A 20827-nucleotide genomic window follows, 5' to 3' on the forward strand; every position below is an offset into this window, starting at 1 on the left:
AACATAAATTTTGTTAATTTTATTAAAACTTATAATCCGTTGACAATTTCTAAACTATGAAGCTAAAAAAAGGAATCTTATAATTAAATAGATTCCTTTTTTAATTTATGTTGATTTAATTAATTTCCAGCTGCTGATTTTGCTTCAGCTTTCATGGCATCATTAGCAACAATTACTATTTCTACTCTTCTATTTTGTGTTCTACCGTCATCAGTATCGTTAGATGCGATTGGTTCAGTTTCACCCTTACCTTCAGTTTTTAATCTAGATGCATCAACACCCTGAGCCATTGCATAAGTTCTTACAGATGCTGCTCTATCTCTAGATAGATTCATATTAAAAGGATCTGAACCTACATTATCTGTATGCCCAATAACCATAATATTAGTATTTGGATATTTATTTAATGATGATGCAAGATTATTTATATTTTGCTTAGCATCAGCAGATAAGGTTGCTTTACCAAACTCAAATAATAAACCTGAATCAAATTTTACAATTATACCCTCACCAGCTGGAATAACTTCTGCTCCAGGAACTGTTTGTTCAATTTCTTTAGCTTGCTTATCCATATTTCTACCGATGTAAGCACCTGCAGTACCACCAATAGCACCTCCAATAATAGCACCTACTGCAGTATTACCTGCTTTTTTACCAATTAAAGCGCCAATTGTACCACCTGCTACTGCACCAATACCTGCACCTTTTTGAGTTTTAGTTAGTGAATTACAAGCTGGCATAATTGCCGTTACTCCAAATGCTGCCACTAAACCTAATGCTGTTATTTTTAATTTATTAGTTTTCATAATTTATTTTTTGTGATTTCAATTTAATAGTCAAAGTAAATGCCAAAAAATCTAATTTGTACTTTTGCCATATGGAAACATTTACAATTAAAAGAATTTCAATATTGGGTTGTGGTTGGTTGGGTTTGCCGTTAGCTATTTCTTTAATAAATAAGGGGTTTAAAATTAAAGGTTCGACTACCTCAATAGAAAAATTAGATCTGTTAAAAGTAAATTCAATCGCCCCGTTTTTAGTACAACTTGGGGAAAATGATAATGACAATTTTTCATCCTTTTTAGAATCTCAATTATTGATTATTAATGTTCCTCCTGGCAGAAATAAAGATAATGTAAATGACTATAGCGATAAAATGCAAATTCTGGCTAAAGCTATATCTCAATCTAGTTTAAAAAAGATAATATTTATTTCATCAACTTCGGTTTATGAAGAGTGTAATGATAAGGTAGATGAAAAGACACTTAAATTATCAAACGATGAATCTGGTAAGAGGATGATTGCGGCAGAAAATATCTTTAAAAATCTTATTAATATTGAGACAACGATTATAAGAATGGCTGGATTAATTGGACCAAAAAGGCATCCGGGAAGATTTTTTGCTGGAAAGGAAAACATTCCTGATGGGCTGGTTCCTGTAAATTTAATTCTTTTAGATGATTGTATTGGTATAATTGAGCATGTGATTAACCATGATTTATGGAATCAAACTTTTAATGGTTCGGCGCCAACTCATCCCACAAAGATGGAATTTTATGATTTAGCTAGTCAGCAATTATATGGTAAAGAGGCAAAGTTTATAGCCGAAAAAGGAAATTATAAAATTGTTGATTCATCAAAAATAATGAATGAAGGTTATCAATTTAAACATCCTGATTTAATGGAATGGCTTCTTCAAACTCCTCAAAATTAAACGAGGCTTTATCTAAAACATCCCAAGTAGAATCTGATAATAAACGAATGGTAGAAAGAAAGCGGCTAAATGCTTTTGAACGTCCCCATTCGTTTGGTGCAATCATACTCACTAAAAATGTTCCCTTTTCTTCTTTTTCATAAAGATGATAAATTTGCCCCATAACAGGTTTAAAGCGCATTTCTGCTTTGTAAATTAATTCAGAAATTTTTAAGCGTTCTTCAATTTCTTTTACCTGTTGCATAATTAACTCTGCTTGTTTACGTAACATCCCAATTTGTTGGTGAGCCTGCATGTGCATGGCTTCTACAGCGTTTGCCCTTACTTTATTTTTATCAATTAATTTGATAACAGGTGAACTCACAGACATAGGGATTGGAGAAAATTTGGCTTCGCCTATGTAGTATTCTGATTTATGCTGAGGATTTGTTGTAGAATTTTCTGTCATAATTTTTATGATAACATTGTTAATTGCTGCGTTAGGGATTGCAATGGATACCGGCCTGTGGCTAATGCCTTGTGCAGTATGAATGTAAAGCCTGCCCGAACGCCCAAATTATTTTTATAAACCCCTAATTTAAATTTTAGTTTTCCATTGGTCTAATAAATAATTCCATTCGTCTTGTTATTTTGCAGTTGAGCGGATATTTGAGTTTAAAAATAAAATAAGCTTTAAATTAGCGGTAAGATAATAAACATGAAAGATTTTTTTAAATGTGCAATTAATGGAATTAAATTAGGACTTATAGTTGCATTTGTATTAGTCATATTCTATCTAGGTTCTACTAATAAAATAGAATGGAATAATATTGGAATTACATTTATGTTTAGTGTTACCATTGCTACTTTTATTTCATTTTTAATTAAACTGGTAGATAATTACCGAGCAAAATATAACCCTAAAAACTTTTATTTGATTTGGCTTTCTTATTATTTTGCTGCATTGGTAGGGATGACGATTGCCAGTGAGATTTGTTATTTTATTCTTTACACTTACATTTTAAAGATTCATTATCATGTTTCTGCAGAGCCCAGGCAGCTTTTAACTAATTTGATTATTTCTTTAGTGGTAACCACAATTGTTGGTGTTTATCAAAGTCAAAGAACTAATTTAGAAGTAAGGTTAAAGGAAAAGGAGCTTGATATTGTAAAATTGAGCCAATTGAAAACCCAGGCGGAATTGCAAACTTTGCAATCTCGGATAAATCCACATTTTTTATATAATTCTTTAAATTCGATAGCGAGTTTAATACATATTGATGCAGATAGGGCAGAGGATATGACTTTGAAACTCTTTAAATTGTTTAGGTATAGCATTAATACTCAAAATGAAAATTTAACTTCTGTAAAGGAAGAAGTAGAGATTGTGAACACTTATTTGGATATTGAAAAGGTACGTTTTGGCAACCGAATAAATTTTAATTTGGATGTTGCTGAGGATACTTTAAACCAACAAATTCCTCGATTTATTTTACAACCTTTAATAGAAAATGCTATAAAGCATGGTTTAAATGATAAAATTGATGGTGGAGAAATTACTTTGATTATCTATAAGCAAGAAAAGGAAATTGTTTTAATTGTTTCTGATAATGGTACACCTTTCCCAACAGAATTAAACTCGGGTTATGGTTTACAAAGTACTTATGAGAAATTGCAACTTTTATATAGAGATAAATATGCGCTCCAGATTATTAACGAACCAGAAAAATTGATAAAAATAACTATCCCAACATCATATGAATAAAATTTCTTGTATAATAATTGACGATGAAGAATTAGCTCGCCAACGTTTGATTAGGCTTTTAAAACCTTATGATTTTGTAGATATTATAGCCGAAGCCAGCAATGGGAAGGAAGGTTTGAAATTGATTGAAGAACACCAACCTGATATGATTTTTTTAGATATCGAAATGCCTGTAATGAATGGCTTTGAGATGCTTTCAAAAATTAAAAAACAACCAAAAGTTATTTTTACAACTGCTTACGATCAGTATGCAATTAAGGCTTTTGAAGAAAATTCTTTAGATTATTTGCTAAAGCCGATAGAAAAAGAGCGTTTAGAAAAAAGCATGGAAAAGTTGCAGGAAACTCACAAACCAATGGCTTTGCCTTTGCAAGAATTGCTTGATCAGTTAAAACCGAAGAAAGAGATTAAAACCTTAACCGTTAAAATTGGTGATAAGATATTATTGATTGCCTTGGATAAAATTATTGCCATTGAAGCGGAAGATAAATATGTTTTTTTGCATACCGAGGATGGCAGCAAACATCTAACAGATTTTACTTTGAGTAATTTAGAAGAGAAACTTCCAGATAATTTTTGCAGAATTCATAGAAGCTCAATTATTAATACCAATCATATTAAAGAGATTAGAAAAAGTTTTAATGGCGCTTTGGTTTTTGTAATGGATAATAAAGAAAATCAGAAATTTACAAGTAGTAGAAGTAATTCTGAAGCTTTGAGAGAACGATTTGATATTTAGGTTTTGCAAAACAAGTTGTCTTAACCATTAAGGAATTAAGAAAAATTAAGCTGAGTTTTAAAAACGTTTAAATAAAAAAGCGGCCTCGAAATTTAATTCGAGACCGCTTTTTTAAGGTTAATCGTTATATTTTATTTATTTGAAGTTGGTAGTAACATCTGTTATTTTCCAATCATTTTTTGTTTTGATTAGGGTAACAAAATCTTCTCTAGTAAAGCCTTCATAAATTGAACTTACCTTAACTAAACTGTAATTTTCTGTGTTTACTAATGTGGCAGTTTCAACTTTACATTGTTGGATAACGTTTGCATTTTTTTTGTTGAAATCTAATTCTTCCTTCTTTCCGTGAGTCATAATTTTTCCGTTACGGCTCATGTTAAATTTTACATCTTCTGATAAAATAGAAGCTAAATCTGCAGATTTACCAGTTTTGATTTTGTTTACAAAGCTGTTAACACTGTACTGAATGTTTCTGTCTTTTAAATCGTCGGCTTTGGTTAATGAGCTAAATCCTACAATGGCAACAAATGCTAAAAGAATGGTTTTGATGGTTAAAGTTTTCATGATTTTTAAATTTTAAAAGTTTCTAATTGTTTTTCTTAATAGACGCATTTGTTTTACTATAAGTTACAGAAGTATATAAAAATAGTTTGTAATTAATTGTAAATCAAGTTTATAATTGTTTTATGAAAACAGGATTTTAAAAAATTTTCATTAATCTAAGTCTTGATAGAAAGGATTTTAGGATTTCAAGGTGGTAAATTTGTCTGAATCTCGATTAAATGGATTTTAGGATTTTCAGTATGCTAGTTATAATATTTATCAGCTTATATAGAAATCCTTTTATCCTTTAATCTTGAAAATCAAGATTCAGACAAAATAATTAACAAAACAACCAACAAAAAAGCCTACGATTTTTATCGTAGGCTTATCTTTTTTTTATAAAATTAGAGTTTAAAAACCATCGGCCTTAATTTCTTTAACTGTTACCGGTCCCAATTTTTCTACAATTTTTTTAATATCATCGGCTTTGCCAACAAATAAAAATTGCAGGTTTTCATAAGGGAAATATTTGGTAATTATTTCTTTGGCTTTCGCTGATGTTAAACCGTTTACATTAGCCTGGAAATTATTTATAAAAGATTCATCAAAGCCATACCAAAACATTTGCGTAAGTAAACCCGCTAATTGGCCAGAGGTTTCATAATCTGGAGGAAACTGTCCATTCACATAATTTTTTGCAGAAGTTAAAGTTTCGTCATCAATCCCTTTATCATGTATTTTCTTTAAAACTTCTAAAGCTTTATCTATTGTGGGCTCGGTAGTTTTAGTTGCTGTAAAAGTTGATACATTAAAAGTTCCTGCGTTTTTTAAGGAAGAAAAACTACTTCTAGCGCCATAAGTTAAACCAGAATTAACTCTTAATTCATCGTTAAGCATTGATGTAAATCTGCCTCCTAAAACAGTGTTGATAACCTCAATGGCAACAAAATCTGGGTTATCTCTTTTAATACCTTTGCCACCAATTAACATGGTAGTTTCACGGGCATCGTCTTTATTAATCAATAAAACCCTAGCTTTATTAGATAATGCTTCTGGCTCGGCGATTTTTAAACTGTTTGCCTCTCCTTTTTTCCAATCTTTAAATAAATCAGAGATTTTATCCTTCATGGTTTTAGGATTAAAATCGCCAACTATGGCAATTGCAGAACCATTTGGAACGTAGTTTTTAGCATAAAAAGATTTTAAATCCGTAGTTGTAATATCTTTTAAAGTACTGGTTTTCCCCCCAATAGGATTTGCATAAGGATGGTCGCCATATATAAATTTATCCCAATAATTGTTAATCACATTTCGCGGGCTTTCTTTTGCTCTCACTAAATTTTGTAAAGCCCTGGCTTTCTCTTTATCAAATTCTTCTTGATTAAAAACTGGATAAAGCAAAACTTCTTTGATAATTGGAAGCACTTTATCTTGATCATTTTTTGCAAATTTTGATGATAAACCAGCAAATTCTTTGCTGCTGTAAGTATTTAATGAAGCACCTAAAAAATCTAATTGCTCTTCTATTTGCGGTTTGGTAAAGTTTTTAGTTCCGTATTTTAATCCGTTTGCTGTAAAAGAAGCTAAACCATTTTTATCACCGTCATAAATTGCACCAGCAGGTATCACCATAGAAATACTAATTGTTGGCACTTCATGCTGCTCCATTAAGTAAACTGTTAAACCATTTTTTAAAGTAAATTTTTCATAAACCGGGACTTTAAAAGCAGCCTGGGCATTTGTTTTTTGTATCGATGTGGCTAACATCAAGATTGCCAACATCGTTATTGATAATATTTTCTTCATTTTTATTTTAGATTTGAGTAGAAATATTGATAACCTTTTATTCTTATTACCTGTAACTTATTACCTATTACTTTAACCTTTTCACTTTAAACTTTACTCTTCTACGCTTGCTTTCAAAATACCAACGGTTCTGTTAAATTTTTTAAAATATTGAGTAGCTACTCGTTTAACGTCTTCTTTAGTAACATTTGCATACTCGTCTGGTGCGGTAAACATTTTTTTATAATCGCCAAAAAATAGCTCGTAAGTTCCTAAACTGTTGGCTTTTCCATTAATGGTTTCTATAGAACTGTAAAATTCCATTAATTTCTGATTCTTAATTTTCTCCAATTCTTTATCTGTAATACCTTCTTTTTGGATATTATCTAAAACTTTATAAACGGCATTTTCAATAGAATCTGTAGATTTTCCTTTGTTAGCTGATATATAAATTTGAAATAAGGTAGGATCAAAACTTTCTCCGTAACCTGTAAAAATATTGGTTGCTAATTGTTGCTGATCAACCAAAGAGGAATACAATCTTGAAGAATTTCCACTACTTAAAATCGAACTCAAAATGTCTAAAGCATAATAATCTTTATCTTTCGAATTAGGAACATGATAGCCAATTATCATATAAGGAGAACTTACTTCTTTTTGTACCGTAATCCTACGTTCACCGGTTTGAATGGGTTCTACCAAATGCACTTTTGGACCTGGTTTTTGAGCGGGAATTGGCGCCATATATTGGTCTGCAAATTTTTTAACATCTGCTAATTTTACATTTCCAGAAATAACTACCGTACAATTATTTGGTGCGTAATAAGTTTTAAAATAGTTTTCTAAATCTTCCTTTGTCCAGTTTTTAATGTCTTCCTCGTAACCAATAACGCTCCAATGGTAAGGATGTTCTTGAAAAGCTGTAGCATTAACTTGCTCGCCTAAAGTGCGCCAAGGTGAATTTTCTAAACCTGTACTGCGTTCAGAAAGTACCACCTCTCTTTCAGATTGTACATATTTCGGGTTGATGCTGAGGTTTTCAATTCTATCACTCTCCAAATCGAACATGGTTTCTAAAGCATTTGCAGGAAACCAATCCGTATAAACAGTTACGTTTTCTGTGGTGTAAGCGTTATTTGCCCCGCCATTAAATTCCATTTTCCTATCAAACATTTTAGGTCCATACTTTTTAGCACCATTAAACATCATGTGCTCAAAAAAGTGAGATAAACCTGTAATCCCTGGATGCTCGTTTCTGGAGCCAACGCTATAAAATAAATACATGTTAGCATTTGGAATAGAATTATCCTCCAATACCAAAAATTTCATTCCGTTTTTTAAAGTAAATGTTTTTACATCATCAACTTTATTTTGGGCAAAAAGCTGTGTACTTGTCACCAATAATAAAGCTGTAATTAGTTTCTTTATCATATTTTATATTTAGAGATATGCAATTTAATGAAATATAGGAGTTTATTGAATCTGTATCAGGATTGATAGGATTATTTTTATTATTAAGGACAATTGTTTGAATCTCGATTTACAGGATTAAAGATTATTACAACCTTTTTATCAGAATCTTGATTTTCAGGATTATTGGATAAAAAGGATTATTTGCAACATTTTTAATTTGCCGTTTGAAAGCCATCCTGAAAATCCTAAAATCCTTTTTATCAAGATTCAGACAATAAAATTTTATCTTTACCAAAAAACAAAAAACATGCTTTCTAAAATCAATTTTACCCAAACGCAAGCTTACGAGTATCTATCAAACCATTTAGTGGATATGGCTGATATGCACATGAAAGATTTATTTGCCAAAGATCCAGAGCGTTTTCAAAAATTCTCTATCCTTTTTAACGATATATTTTTAGATTATTCTAAGAACCGTATCAACGAAAAAACAATGGCTTTATTGATGCAATTGGCGAAAGAATGTGAGCTAGAAAATGCAATCAACTCCATGTTTAATGGTGAAAAAATCAATGAGACTGAGGATAGAGCTGTTTTACATACTGCGTTGAGAAACAGGAGCAATACGCCTGTGATTTTTGAAGGTAAAGATGTAATGCCAGAAGTAAATGGGGTTTTAGCAAAGATGAAAAAATTCTCAGAAGCCATTATTTCTGGTTCCTGGAAAGGATATACAGGTAAAGTGATAACTGATGTGGTGAATATTGGTATCGGTGGTTCTGATTTGGGACCTGTTATGGTTACCGAGGGCTTAAAATCATATAAAAATCACTTACAAATGCACTTTGTTTCTAATGTAGACGGAACGCATATTGTAGAAACCTTGAAAAAAGTAAACCCAGAAACTACCTTGTTTTTGGTGGCTTCCAAAACTTTTACCACTCAAGAAACCATGACTAACGCACATAGTGCGAGAAATTGGTTTTTGGAAAGTGGTGCTGCCGATGCTGATGTTGCAAAACATTTTGCGGCTTTATCTACAAATTCTGATGGAGTTAGCAAGTTCGGTATAGATACCGAAAACATGTTTGAGTTTTGGGATTGGGTAGGTGGACGTTATTCTTTATGGAGTGCCATTGGTTTGCCTATTGCGCTTTCTATAGGGTTTGAAAACTTTGAAGAATTATTAACCGGTGCACATGAAATGGATAACCATTTCAGAACTGCCGAGTTCGAACAGAATATGCCGGTTATTTTAGCTTTAATAGGAATTTGGTATAACAATTTTTTCGAGGCAGAAACTGAGGCAATTCTTCCTTACGATCAATATATGCATCGCTTTGCAGCTTACTTTCAACAAGGCGATATGGAAAGTAATGGAAAGCATGTAGATAGAAATGGCGATGAGGTTAATTACCAAACTGGTCCTGTTATTTGGGGCGAGCCGGGTACAAACGGGCAACATGCTTTTTATCAATTGATACACCAAGGCACAAAATTAATCCCTTGTGATTTTATTGCTCCTGCAAAATCTCATAATCCGCTTGGCGAACATCATAAAATGCTTTTGTCTAACTTTTTTGCACAAACCGAAGCTTTAATGAATGGTAAAACTGAGGAAGAAGTTTTAGAAGAGATGGGAGATAAGAATCAAGAATCGAGAGATAAAATTGCTCCATTTAAAGTTTTTGAAGGTAACCGTTCAACTAATTCAATTCTGGTAAAACTGATAACGCCAAAAACTTTAGGGTCGTTAATTGTCATGTATGAGCACAAGATTTTCGTTCAAGGAATCATCTGGAACATCTTTAGTTTTGACCAATGGGGAGTTGAATTGGGTAAACAATTAGCAGGTAAAATCCTTCCTGAATTAAAGGAAAATAATGAAGTAAACTCTCACGATAGCTCTACAAACGGTTTGATTAATTTATACAAAGAGTGGAGATAGAATAATTTGAGGGTTACCCGCTGAAAAAAAAAGCGGGTCGGGCTTTACGCTATACTCCGTTTGCTAGCTAAAATTGCTGGCAATCCGGGGTGCCGCTTCAATCCCTAACCCAAAACAACATATAAATTCAAAACTTTAAAAAACACTATTTAATGAAACCCAAAATTCAAACATTATTGAAAAATTTTAAAGATAACCAAACACAATTTTCAGAAGTGATTTCTTTCATTGATGAAAATTATAATCACACAGCAACGGCTTTTAAAAACGGGGATGCTTTTAATGAGCCTAGCCAAAACCAAGGAAGTGCAAAAGTATTCACATTTGCAAAAATGAATGGCTTAACTAAAGAAGACACTTTATCTTTATTTGCAGAACATTATCAATCTGTTTTAAATACACCAAATGATATTGACCATCAAAACATTCGTCAGTTTATGGAAAGTGGTTGGGAAGGTATTGAGTTTGAAGGTGAGGCTTTGGTCGCGAAGTAAGTATAATTCAATAATAAATTTATGCTATAATTTTTAAGAATTCTGTGGCTTTTAATCTTATTTCTTCAATTTTAATTTCGTCCTTTTCGGTGTCTTTTAAAGCCCAATATTTATTTACATTCCATTCAAATTTTCTATCATTTCCAGAACCTTTTTGTGTTATAAATCCCCAAAACCATAAATCATCCCAAATTTCAATTTGATATCCGGTGTAATTTTTATTTAAAACAGCATTTATATTATTAAAATCCCAATTTGATTTTTTTATTTTATTAAATATTGCAATTATAACCGCATCTACTGGTAAATAAAAATTATCTATGTCCTCTGGCACATCATCCCAGATTTTTAATTCTCTATTATACTCTCCATTATGCAGATGAAAAATGCTTTTAGAAAATAAAGCAGAAGTTTTCTTTCCCCAACCGTTCTGATTATTCATTCCTTCAAAAAGACTTTTAAAATTAATTGGTTTTCCAGGGGCAATTTTTCCTATAAATCCTTTGAATGAAGATAAGCAATCTAGGTCTATGAAAATTGACTTAAAAAATTCAGCGAGTTTATCAATATTGGGTTTGCTTTGAGTATTTGCAACTCCATATAACAACGAAATAATTTTATCTTGTTTACTTATGTTTGAAAGAATAGTAGAACTGTAAAATCGTTCCTGGAGAGCTTTATTATATTGGCGGTTATTTGAAATAAATTCAAATAACTTTTCTAGTCGTTCTTCCATTTTATGAATTTAGAGTATTTTATTTCTGAATCCCAAATTCATAAATGGTTGTACTTTCGTAAACCTCCCCAACATTTAAAACTGTAGAAGGGAAATTGGGATGGTTTGGAGAATCTGGAAAATGTTGGGTTTCTAAACAGAATCCAGATCGAAACGGATAAGCATTTCCATTCTTTCCATCGTTATCTTCTCCTGTTAAAAAATTGCCAGTATAAAATTGCATTCCAGGTTCTTCGGTAAAAACAGCTAAACTTATTCCTGTTTGTCGACTGTATACATAAGCAACTTTTTCTAAAGTGCCTTCTCGTTTATTAAAAACATAAGTATGATCATAACCATTTCCAAATGTTAACTGCTCATGATTTTCTTCAATTCTGCTGCCAATTTCCATTGGGTTTTTGAAGTCAAAAGCAGTACTAAGAACAGGTAACAAATTTCCGGTAGCAATAGAAGTCTCATCAATTTCTACAATATTATCCGCATCAATTTCAAGAATATGGTTTAAAATATCTGTATTACTATCTACTCCATTTAAATTAAAATAAGTGTGGTTGGTAAGATTGATGATTGTTTTTTTATCGCTTTTAGCAGAATAATCAATTTGTAAACCATTATTATCAGTTAAAGAATAAACTACTTTCACATGTAAATTTCCCGGAAAACCACCTTCACCATCGGCAGAGAAACAAGTAAGGATTAAAGTATGATTATTTGGCTGTTCTGCATTCCAAAATTTATTATGAAAACCATCGCTTCCGCCATGTAAAGCATTTGGGCCATTATTTATTTCTAATTGATATTCTTTTCCATCTAAACTAAATTTTCCTTTAGCAATTCTATTTCCATATCTACCTATTATAGCTCCAAAATAAGGCTCATTTTCTTTTTGATAGCTAGTTAAATCATCATAACCCAAAGCTACGTCAATCATATTACCCTCTTTGTCACTCACTAAAATACTAACCACTCTGCCACCAAAATTAGTGATGGTCACTTTTATGTTTGTATTATTAGTTAGGGTAAAAAGCTTGTTTTCCATTATTTAGATTATTGAACAATTAAGAATTATAAAGAAACAAAATTGTAAAAATTATTATATTATTGGGCATGATTATTTAGGATAAATCATTAAAACTAAATTTAAAATGTATCGTTTATAAATTATGAATATTAAAAAGGCAAATTTTGGTGGAGGCTGTTTTTGGTGTACAGAAGCAATTTTTACCGCAGTTAACGGAGTGAAAAGTGCAATATCTGGATATATGGGCGGGCAAATAGAAAACCCAACCTATGAACAAGTTTGTACTGGCAAAACTGGTCATGCAGAAATTATACAAATCAGTTATAATGCTGATTTGGTTTCCTTTCAGGAATTATTACTTATCTTTTTTAAAACTCATGATCCCACCACTTTAAATCAACAAGGTGCAGACAGAGGAACGCAATATAGATCTGTTGTTTTTTATGAAAGCGATGAACAAAAGCAACAAGCAGAAGAAATGATTGAGCAGCTAAATGCTGAGAAAATTTTTTCCAGAGATATAGTAACAGAAGTTTCTGCTGTAGCAGAGTTTTATCCAGCAGAAAATTATCATCAGGATTATTTTTTAAATAACAGGAGTCAGGGATATTGCATGGCGGTTATAGAACCTAAACTTCAAAAGTTTGCTGCAAATTTTAGAGATAAGATTAAACCTGAACTATTGTAAAATTCAGTATAGAAATTAAATCTCATAAAAAAGTCCTTTTAGCGTTTGCTAAAAGGACTTTTTTAATTTAGGAATAAACCTAATTATTTTTTAGTAGTATCTGTTGCTGCTGGCATTTGAGGTAAAGCACCAGGAGCTGCAGTTTTATCAATTTGTTCTTGAATTTTAGAATCTGAATTTACGGCTGCGCCAGTTTTTGGTGCAGAAATGTTAATTAAGATGGCGATGACCATAATGGTAATTGCTAAACCCCAAGTTCCATTTTCTAAAAAATCGCCAGTACGTTGCACACCGATAATATTGTTAGAAGAAGAAAATCCTGATGAAAGACCTCCACCTTTTGGGTTTTGTATTAAAATAAGTAATATTAAAATAATACAAACTAAAATTCCCAATATCACTAAAAACGTAATCATAACTTTTATTTAATTAACTTTTAATTCTAAATATTTTATTTGGCTGGCAAAGTAAGTGCTTTTTTCTGGATATTTCAAACTTAATTTTTTATAAACATCCAATGCTTTATGATATAACATTTGCTCTACATAAATTTTTGCTAAAGTTTCAGAAACTACCTCATTTGCATCTTCAGAACTCTTTTTAGCCTTATTTTCTGTATCAATTTTATTTGCAGCAGGAGGTTTTATTTGTGGCTCTTCTTTTATAAATTTCTCAATAATTTTATGCTCTTTTTGCCTAAAATCATAAGGAACTGTGAAGTTTGTACTTTGTTTGTTTTTTTCCACGTCTTCTACACTACGTAAATGGAAAATATTTTCTGCAATTTGATGATTTAAAGGATCGGTAGAAAAAGGTTTATTTTCTTTTTTTTGTAGGGAAGGTTTTGCAACAACATAAGGCTGATTATTATTTAAAGAATGTTCTTTTCTGGTTTTATTTAGCCACCATAAAAAGGTGTAAGGCAAAGAATCATCGTTGTATTGAGAAACTGTTGTCGCCTCTTCTTCCTTAATATTTTCTTGAATGGTTTCTTTAACCTGAGTTTTTTCTTTTGTAAATGCAAAGAAATCTGATTGAACTGGGCTATCAAATAATATTTCTTCTAAAGATTTCCGTTCAGGTTTATTTTTGATTTGATTATTTTCATCAACTCCAGTTTCATCTGTAATTGGCTCAATTTCATTTTCAATCTCTGCTATTTCTTCTTCAGTTTGTTGTTCAATATCTTCACTTTGTTCTACTTCTGCTAAAGCCTGATTATTTTCATCTTGATCTACAACAACTTCATTTTCTTTAGTCTCTTCTTCAACTAAATCATTTTCATATTTATTTTCTAGTTCAGCTGTTTCCTCTATAGTTTCAGGTTCGATATTTTGTTCTTGATTTACAACATCTTCATTTTCTTTAGGTTCATCCTCTACCAAATCATCTTTATAACCATTTGAATTCTCCGAAGGTTGTTCTGCAATTTCAAACTCAATATTTTCTACCGGCTCAGCATCAGTGGAAACGCTATTATATTTATTTTGATTTGTAACTATCTCATTTTCCTCATTCTCATCTTCCACCAAATCATTCTCATAATTATTTGCGATGTCAGATGATTCCTCTGCCGTTTCAACTTCAATATCTTCTACTGGCTCAACATCGGCTAAAGCCTGATTATTTTTATTAATCCCTTCTTCAACCAGTTCATTTTCATTGTCATTTGCTGCCGCAGATGTTTCTCTTATAGTTTCAGGTTCTGTATTTTGTTCTTGCTCAATATCTGCGAAAGCTTGATTATTTTCTTCCTGATTTAAATTACCGATATTTTCATCAGTTGTTTCATGCTCAATCTTTTCAGTAATTAAAACATTAATTTCATCATTATTTAAATCATGATGATTTTCTTCTGAAATTTCATTTTCGATAAAAGGTTCAGAAAAATTATTTTGATCGTCAATCTCGGTGAAAGCCTGATTATTTTCTTCACTTAAAATGTCTTCATCTTCGATTCCAACATTTTCCACTCTTTGTAAAGTCTCGTTTTCTTCTTCTATAGTTTCGGCTAATTCTTCTTGATTAGAAACTTCGATATCATTATCATCATCGGCGAAAGCCAAATTATTTTCTGCTGCTATTTCTAATTCATTTGGTTCGTCAGAAATTAACTCAAATCTTGTTTCTTCCTCTAAATTTTCAGCTTCCTCTCTTTCTAAAGGCTGCTCTTTTACAATCATTTGGTTTAAATCGACACCAAACGCTTGTCCGAAATCTTTGTTTATGGTTTCTTTTTCTTCAATTTGAGGCTCAATTACTTCTAATTCATCAACAATAGAACTTACAAATGATGCTGTGTTTTCTAAAAAATTAAAAAGCGTTTCTCTAGAAGATGCGAAAGCTGCGGCATTTGCCAAATAATCAGATTTTTCTGAAGTTTCATTGGCAGCTTTTGCTGATAAAAAATGTAAACTTTGGCAATAAGGGTATTTATTAATCAAAGAATTGATTTCCGATAGCTGGTTTTTTCTAACTTCTATTGGATTAGAATGAAAAATCAGAAAGTTATCTGCTTCGGTTAAATGTTTACTCACTTTATTGACGTTTGTAGTTATTTACGGGTGAAGGTAATAAAAAGCCTACCAATTGGCAAAAGCCTTGTTATATATATCTTCTGTTAATTGCTGATTGATATCTTTTACCAAAGCAGTTTCTTGTGTAGTAAATGGAGCGCCCTGAGAATTAAAATCTTTAAAACGGGTAAAAGTTTGGTCGAAGCTTTTATCAACCTCAATTTTATTAGCATATTTTACCTGAACAGTAATTGTTAAACGTGTTAAACCCGCAGTTTGCTGCTGATTTGCCTGGATAGCGACTGGCTGAATGGTATAATCAGTAATTCTTCCTTGAAAATTCGCATCACCATCTACCCTAACAAAACTTAGGCTGGTTTGAGAACGGATACGACTTTTTAAATCTTCTGTAAAAGCCTGGCTCAAATTAGGATTAACCAGTTGTGCCGTATTCTCGAAAACTATAACAGAAACGGTTTTCATCCCTGCAGAAATAGAACCTCCGGTAAATGAATACACTCCACAACCACTTTGTAGCATCAAAAATGGAATAAATAAGAAGAATAATGTTTTAAATTTCATGCTTAATTGAGGTTTAACTCTTTAATTTTTCTGTACAAAGTACGTTCTGAAATGCCCAATTCTTCTGAAGCGGCCTTTCTTTTTCCTTTATGTTTTTTTAATGCTTTTTTAATCATGTCAGCCTCTTTATCAATTAAAGAAAGTGATTCTTCAACTTCTTCCACATCTTGATGGTTGATATGATAATCATCTGGGCGGTTATAATTTACAGGCTGCTGAATGGTTAAAGTAGATTCATTAACAGGCATTTCCACATCTTCATACAAAGAATTAATTACTTGCGGATTATTCTCTGCATAATTAGAAACGTTGCCACCATGATTAATAATATCTATCACCAATTTTTTAAGCTCTACCATGTCCTTTTTCATATCAAAAAGAACCTTATAAAGGATATCTCTTTCAGAAAAATCTTCTTTTGAACCGTTTTGGTTCACTCGCATTGGGAAAGAACTTCTATTATCGTTTGGAATATAATTGATAATTGATTGAGCCGTAATGTTTCTGTCCTTTTCTAAAACGGCAATTTGCTCAGCAATATTTTTTAATTGTCTAACATTTCCGGGCCAATTATAATTGATTAAAACTTGTATTGCGCCATCATCTAATGTTACATTTGGAGAACGATATTTATCAGAGAAATCGGCGACAAATTTTCTAAAAATAAGATGGATATCTTCTTTTCTGTCTCGCAATGGCGGGATTTTAAGAGGGACGGTATTTAATCTGTAATATAAATCTTCTCTAAACTTTCCAGCTTTTACGGCATCAAACATATCAACGTTTGTAGCTGCAATAACCCTTACATCCGTTTTTTGAACTTTAGAAGAACCTACACGAATATATTCTCCAGATTCTATTACACGTAACAATCTGGCTTGTGTGCCTAAAGGCAATTCGCCTACTTCATCTAAAAATATGGTTCCGCCGTTTACAACTTCAAAATATCCTTTTCTGGCTTCATGCGCACCTGTAAATGATCCTTTTTCATGTCCAAATAATTCAGAATCAATAGTTCCTTCGGGGATTGCGCCACAGTTTACCGCAATGAACGGACCGTGTTTTCTAGCACTTAATTGATGGATAATATGTGAGAAAACTTCTTTTCCCGAACCACTTTCTCCAGTAATCATTACGGTGATATCGGTTGGTGCCACTTGTCGGGCTATATCAATTGCTCTGTTTATTAGCGGCGAACCTCCAATAATCCCGAACCTTTGTTTAATTTCTTGTACGTCCATATTTTTTTTAAGATATGAGTATTGAGATTTGAGTATTGAGAATCTGCAAATCGTCTTTTATTTTTTTATAATTGAAATATTATAAATGAGAAGCTTTTTTGAAATTTTGATAGGTCTCAATACTCACTACTCAAATCTAAATACTATCCTACAATTACTCCAATCAAAACTGCGGTAGTTGTTCTTTCTATTAAAACATCCACATAATCACCTGGCTTAAATCCTTCTTTAACAGGAAATATCACCATGTGGTTATGATCGCTTCTGCCACAAAAATCTGATTTGGATTTTTTTGATAACCCTTCTATTAATACCCTTTCAGTTTTCCCAACTCTTTTTTGAGCTCTATAAAAACTATTTTCTTGCTGTAAATCGATGATTTCCCTTAACCTGCGTTGTTTTTCTTCTTCTGGGATATCATCTGCAAACTTCTTAGCTGCGGGCGTTCCTGGTCTTTCAGAATATGAATACATATAAGCAAACTCATATTTAACCAATTCCATCATGCTCAAAGTATCTTGATGATCTTCTACAGTTTCACTACAAAACCCAGATATAACATCTGTTGAAATGGAACAAGTTGGAATAATTCTTCTAATGGCATCAATCCTATTTAAATACCATTCTCTGGTATAAGTTCTGTTCATTAAATCTAACACCCTAGAATTTCCTGATTGTACAGGCAAATGGATATAATTACAGATGTTATCATATTTAGCAATGGTTTCTAAAACCTCATCAGTAATATCTTTTGGATGCGAGGTAGAAAACCTAACCCTTACTTCAGGACTTACCTTTGCAACCATTTCTAAAAGATTGGCGAAGTTGACAGGAGCTCGCCCCAACCCTCTCCAAAGGAGAGGGAGTTATTTGCATTGTTGTTCTGTTGCTCGCTTTCTAGCCCTGCGCTTCCTTTTCCTTTGGAGAAGGACCGAGGATGAGGCGACCATTTATAAGAATCCACATTTTGACCTAATAGCGTTACTTCCTTGTAACCCTCATTATATAAATCTTGAACTTCTTTTACAATTGAATAGGCATCTCTGCTGCGTTCTCTTCCTCTTGTAAATGGAACAACACAAAAAGAGCACATATTATCGCAACCTCGCATAATGGAAACATAAGCACTTATTCCATTAGAATTTAATCTGATCGGACTTAAATCTGCATAGGTTTCTTCTCTTGATAATAAAACATTGATTGCTTTTTGTCCGCTGTTTACTTGAGCAATTAAGTTGGGTAAATCGCGATAAGCATCTGGGCCAACAACTACGTCAACTAATTTTTCTTCTTCTAAAAATTTAGATTTTAATCTTTCAGCCATGCAGCCTAAAACACCAATCACTAAATCTTTATTTTGTCTTTTGATAGCTTTAAACTGTTTCAGCCTATTGCGTACCCTTGTTTCTGCGTTTTCACGGATAGAGCAAGTATTGATGAAAATAACATCTGCTTCTTCATATTCTGAAGTAGTAGTAAAACCTTCCTCACTTAAAATAGACGCTACAATCTCACTATCAGAGAAATTCATAGCACAGCCATAACTTTCAATGTATAGTTTTCGTTCTACTCCATTTTTCCCTTGTTTTTTTTCTAAGATTAAGGCTTCTCCTTGGCGATTTTCATCGTGTTGTTTAGAAGGTAAATCTAATTCTAACATTCGCTATTTATTTGGAATGCAAAACTAAGGAATTTTGTGGTAAATGACAGTTTGGCAGACAGTAAATTTAAAAATGATGGTTTAATGATTTTTGGAAGGATTAAAATTAAAACATGTCGGATAGCCCAAGTGCTATCTCTACGTATTTGAAAACTCAATAAATCTGTGTAATATTTTAATCTTTAAAATCACGAGACTAATCAAGAAGAAAATAAATCACTACTCAAATACCGATCACCTCTATCGCAAGCAATAAAAACAATTAATCCTTCTTCTAGTTCTGCAGCTAGTTTTAAAGCAGCATAACAAGCTCCGCCACTGCTCATTCCAGCAAATATTCCCTCTTTTTTAGCCAACAGGCGAGTAGTTTGAATGGCATTTTCTTCAGAAATATCAATGATTTTATCAACTCTCGATGCATCAAATATTTTAGGTAAATAAGCTTTTGGCCATCTTCTAATTCCAGGTATGGATGAATTTTCTGTTGGTTGGCAACCCACAATTTGAATATTTTTATTTTGCTCTTTTAAAAACATGGAAGTGCCCATAATGGTTCCTGTTGTTCCCATTGAACTTACAAAATGGGTAATTTTATGGTTGGTATCTTTCCAAATTTCTGGACCAGTATTTTTATAATGCGCTAAATAATTGTCAGCGTTAGCAAACTGATTTAACAAAAAATAATCACCAGATGCACCTTTCTCATCCGCATAATCACGGCATTTCTCAATATCATCCAATAAAATTACTGTCGCTCCGTAAGCTTCCATTGTTTGTAGGCGCTCTTTCGTAGAGTTTTTTGGCATCACAATTTCAATTTCCAAATCGAAAAGTCTGGCAATCATCGCCAAAGCAATTCCGGTATTTCCACTGGTAGCTTCTATTAATTTAACTCCAGACTTAATCTCCCCACGTTCAACAGCACTTTTAATCATATTTAAGGCAGCTCGGTCTTTAACACTTCCTCCAGGGTTATTCCCTTCTAATTTTGCATAAATCTTAACTTTTGGATTAGTGTTTAATTTCTGAATCTCAACTAAAGGAGTGTTTCCAACTAAATCTATGATGGTAGCCATTATATTGGATGATTTGAATTTTCGATAACTTTTATAGATGGAGTGTGGTAAACGGTGGCATTTGAAGGGACGCTTTTAGTCAACCAAACATTACCGCCGATGATGCTATTTTGACCAAGTGTAGTTTCCCCGCCTAAAATAGTAGCATTGCTATAAATTACAACTCCATCTTCTACCGTAGGATGTCTTTTAACACCAGCTAAATTCTTGCTCACACTTAATGCACCTAAAGTAACACCTTGATATAATTTTACATTTTTTCCAATGATGGCAGTTTCGCCAATTACGATGCCTGTTCCATGATCAATACAGAAATAATCACCAATTTGCGCTCCGGGATGAATGTCAATTCCTGTTTTTGAGTGAGCAAATTCAGTTAATATTCTAGGAATAAGTGGAGTATTTAATTTTAATAATTGATGTGCAATCCTGTAAAAAGCAATTGCCCAAAAACCAGGATAAGTTCTAATGACTTCAAATTCGTTATTTGCTGCCGGATCGCCGTCATTTAATGCGGTTACATCTTTTTTTAATTTTTGATAAAGATTTGGAATATCATCAAAAAACTGAGCAGCTATAATATCATTATTGCAATCCTTACAGGCTTGGGTTGCATCTAAAAGATTATTTAACTGATGCTGGAGGTTTGTAAATTCTTGTGAAATCTCTTCATCAGAATTAAAAATTTTATCAGAAGCTTCTGGAAACATTAAACCAATAATTTCTAATGCCCAATCTGCAATTGATTGATTGGTTGGAATAGCCTGCGCCCTTTGTTGCCTATCAAAAAGAGTTTTTATGAAATCTTTATTCATCTACAGCAAATGTAAATTAAAGTATATAAGTTTAATAGGCTTTAAATCAATTTTGTGATTCGGATTACACAAAAAAGGCGATGAGTTTTCTCATCGCCTTTAAATATTATGA

At 32.3% G+C, this 20827-nt stretch carries 19 protein-coding genes and 1 pseudogene; 6 read left to right on the forward strand and 14 right to left on the reverse strand.

The features are described 5' to 3' along the window. Nucleotides 1-119 precede the first annotated feature (119 nt). Nucleotides 120-806 carry an OmpA family protein gene (locus A5893_RS05795; protein ID WP_068821610.1) on the reverse strand — a complete coding sequence of 229 codons (687 nt, stop codon included), beginning with the start codon at nt 804-806 and terminating at the stop codon, nt 120-122. Nucleotides 807-877: 71 nt separating this feature from the next. Here A5893_RS05795 and A5893_RS05800 point away from each other — a divergent pair, with 71 nt between their 5' ends. Next, on the forward strand, nt 878-1714 hold the full coding sequence (locus A5893_RS05800) for a Rossmann-fold NAD(P)-binding domain-containing protein (RefSeq protein WP_068821611.1): 837 nt from the start codon (nt 878-880) through the stop codon (nt 1712-1714). On the opposite strand, the gene A5893_RS05805 is transcribed toward A5893_RS05800, so the two are convergent. After that, nucleotides 1665-2162: a DUF2452 domain-containing protein gene (locus tag A5893_RS05805; RefSeq protein WP_068821612.1), complete on the reverse strand. Its 498-nt coding sequence runs from the start codon at nt 2160-2162 to the stop codon at nt 1665-1667. The two genes, A5893_RS05800 and A5893_RS05805, sit on opposite strands and share 50 nt — an antisense overlap. A gap of 249 nt (nt 2163-2411) precedes the next feature. Between A5893_RS05805 and A5893_RS05810 the strand changes: the two genes are divergently transcribed. After that, entirely contained in the window at nt 2412-3458 is a 1047-nt protein-coding gene (locus tag A5893_RS05810) for a sensor histidine kinase (RefSeq protein WP_068821613.1), read from the forward strand. Further along, complete coding sequence (locus tag A5893_RS05815; RefSeq protein ID WP_068821614.1) at nt 3451-4197, forward strand: LytR/AlgR family response regulator transcription factor; 747 nt, start codon at nt 3451-3453, stop codon at nt 4195-4197. Before A5893_RS05810 ends, A5893_RS05815 begins: the two co-directional genes overlap by 8 nt. A 135-nt stretch (nt 4198-4332) precedes the next feature. On the opposite strand, the gene A5893_RS05820 is transcribed toward A5893_RS05815, so the two are convergent. From A5893_RS05820 to A5893_RS05830, 3 genes are all read right to left on the reverse strand, one after another. Next, nucleotides 4333-4761, reverse strand: coding sequence for a nuclear transport factor 2 family protein (locus tag A5893_RS05820; protein ID WP_068821615.1), 429 nt, complete (start codon nt 4759-4761; stop codon nt 4333-4335). 390 nt (nt 4762-5151) lie between these two features. Next, nucleotides 5152-6546, reverse strand: coding sequence for a M16 family metallopeptidase (locus tag A5893_RS05825; RefSeq protein WP_068821616.1), 1395 nt, complete (start codon nt 6544-6546; stop codon nt 5152-5154). A gap of 93 nt (nt 6547-6639) precedes the next feature. Continuing rightward, nucleotides 6640-7956 (reverse strand): M16 family metallopeptidase, encoded by a 1317-nt coding sequence (locus A5893_RS05830; protein ID WP_068821617.1) that lies wholly within the window; start codon nt 7954-7956, stop codon nt 6640-6642. A 289-nt stretch (nt 7957-8245) separates the two neighbouring features. Here A5893_RS05830 and pgi point away from each other — a divergent pair, with 289 nt between their 5' ends. Continuing rightward, nucleotides 8246-9886, forward strand: a complete 1641-nt coding sequence (gene pgi, locus A5893_RS05835) for a glucose-6-phosphate isomerase (protein ID WP_068822097.1) — start codon at nt 8246-8248, stop codon at nt 9884-9886. Nucleotides 9887-10038: 152 nt separating this feature from the next. Then, on the forward strand, nt 10039-10380 hold the full coding sequence (locus tag A5893_RS05840; protein ID WP_068821618.1) for a HopJ type III effector protein: 342 nt from the start codon (nt 10039-10041) through the stop codon (nt 10378-10380). Nucleotides 10381-10399: 19 nt separating this feature from the next. On the opposite strand, the gene A5893_RS05845 is transcribed toward A5893_RS05840, so the two are convergent. Both A5893_RS05845 and A5893_RS05850 read right to left on the reverse strand, forming a co-directional pair. Then, nucleotides 10400-11116 (reverse strand): hypothetical protein, encoded by a 717-nt coding sequence (locus A5893_RS05845; RefSeq protein WP_068821619.1) that lies wholly within the window; start codon nt 11114-11116, stop codon nt 10400-10402. Between the two features lie 19 nt (nt 11117-11135). Beyond that, nucleotides 11136-12155 (reverse strand): aldose epimerase family protein, encoded by a 1020-nt coding sequence (locus A5893_RS05850; RefSeq protein ID WP_068821620.1) that lies wholly within the window; start codon nt 12153-12155, stop codon nt 11136-11138. Between the two features lie 124 nt (nt 12156-12279). Between A5893_RS05850 and msrA the strand changes: the two genes are divergently transcribed. Further along, nucleotides 12280-12825, forward strand: coding sequence for a peptide-methionine (S)-S-oxide reductase MsrA (msrA, locus tag A5893_RS05855; protein ID WP_068821621.1), 546 nt, complete (start codon nt 12280-12282; stop codon nt 12823-12825). 83 nt (nt 12826-12908) lie between these two features. On the opposite strand, the gene secG is transcribed toward msrA, so the two are convergent. The 7 genes and pseudogenes from secG to epsC form a co-directional block, all read right to left on the reverse strand. Beyond that, nucleotides 12909-13241, reverse strand: a complete 333-nt coding sequence (secG, locus tag A5893_RS05860) for a preprotein translocase subunit SecG (protein ID WP_068821622.1) — start codon at nt 13239-13241, stop codon at nt 12909-12911. A 9-nt stretch (nt 13242-13250) separates the two neighbouring features. Next, nucleotides 13251-15362 (reverse strand): hypothetical protein, encoded by a 2112-nt coding sequence (locus tag A5893_RS05865; protein ID WP_068821623.1) that lies wholly within the window; start codon nt 15360-15362, stop codon nt 13251-13253. A 45-nt stretch (nt 15363-15407) separates the two neighbouring features. After that, entirely contained in the window at nt 15408-15923 is a 516-nt protein-coding gene (locus A5893_RS05870; protein ID WP_068821624.1) for an LptE family protein, read from the reverse strand. A gap of 2 nt (nt 15924-15925) precedes the next feature. Further along, nucleotides 15926-17164 carry a sigma-54 interaction domain-containing protein gene (locus A5893_RS05875; protein ID WP_068821625.1) on the reverse strand — a complete coding sequence of 413 codons (1239 nt, stop codon included), beginning with the start codon at nt 17162-17164 and terminating at the stop codon, nt 15926-15928. Nucleotides 17165-17307: 143 nt separating this feature from the next. Continuing rightward, nucleotides 17308-18824, reverse strand: a pseudogene (locus tag A5893_RS17440) (MiaB/RimO family radical SAM methylthiotransferase). A gap of 200 nt (nt 18825-19024) precedes the next feature. Further along, nucleotides 19025-19900: a cysteine synthase CysM gene (gene cysM, locus A5893_RS05890; RefSeq protein WP_068821626.1), complete on the reverse strand. Its 876-nt coding sequence runs from the start codon at nt 19898-19900 to the stop codon at nt 19025-19027. Beyond that, nucleotides 19900-20715, reverse strand: a complete 816-nt coding sequence (gene epsC / locus A5893_RS05895; RefSeq protein ID WP_068821627.1) for a serine O-acetyltransferase EpsC — start codon at nt 20713-20715, stop codon at nt 19900-19902. The genes cysM and epsC overlap by 1 nt, the downstream gene beginning before the upstream one ends. Nucleotides 20716-20827 lie beyond the last annotated feature (112 nt).

The sequence above is a fragment of the Pedobacter psychrophilus genome (genome assembly GCF_001652725.1).
Taxonomy (GTDB): Bacteria; Bacteroidota; Bacteroidia; order Sphingobacteriales; family Sphingobacteriaceae; genus Pseudopedobacter; species Pseudopedobacter psychrophilus.